The organism is Bacillus sp. SA1-12 (genome assembly GCF_000981385.1).
Taxonomy (GTDB): domain Bacteria; phylum Bacillota; class Bacilli; order Bacillales; family Bacillaceae; genus Metabacillus.
Genome location: NZ_LATZ01000101.1, coordinates 1 through 566 on the forward strand (window position 1 = coordinate 1; position 566 = coordinate 566).

1 rRNA gene is annotated in these 566 nt (G+C 54.4%); it reads left to right on the forward strand.

Annotation, left to right across the window (positions count from 1 at the left end):
- Positions 1-566: ribosomal RNA gene (locus WQ54_RS18010) — 23S ribosomal RNA — on the forward strand; the annotation flags it as partial.

A 566-nucleotide genomic window follows, 5' to 3' on the forward strand; every position in this document is an offset into this window, starting at 1 on the left:
GCCGAGGCCGAAAGGCGTAGGCGATGGCCAACAGGTTGAAATTCCTGTACCACCTCCTCACCGTTTGAGCAATGGGGGGACGCAGAAGGATAGGGTAAGCGCGCTGTTGGATTAGCGCGTCCAAGTAGTTAGGCTGACAACGAGGAAAATCCCGTTGTCATATAAGCTGAGCTGTGATGGCGAGGGAACTATAGTACCGAAGTTCCTGATTCCACACTGCCAAGAAAAGCCTCTAGCGAGGTGTGAGGTGCCCGTACCGCAAACCGACACAGGTAGGCGAGGAGAGAATCCTAAGGTGAGCGAGAGAACTCTCGTTAAGGAACTCGGCAAAATGACCCCGTAACTTCGGGAGAAGGGGTGCTTTTTAGGGTGAATAGCCCGGAAAAGCCGCAGTGAATAGGCCCAGGCGACTGTTTAGCAAAAACACAGGTCTCTGCGAAGCCGCAAGGCGAAGTATAGGGGCTGACGCCTGCCCGGTGCTGGAAGGTTAAGGGGAGAGGTTAGCGCAAGCGAAGCTTTGAACTGAAGCCCCAGTAAACGGCGGCCGTAACTATAACGGTCCTAAG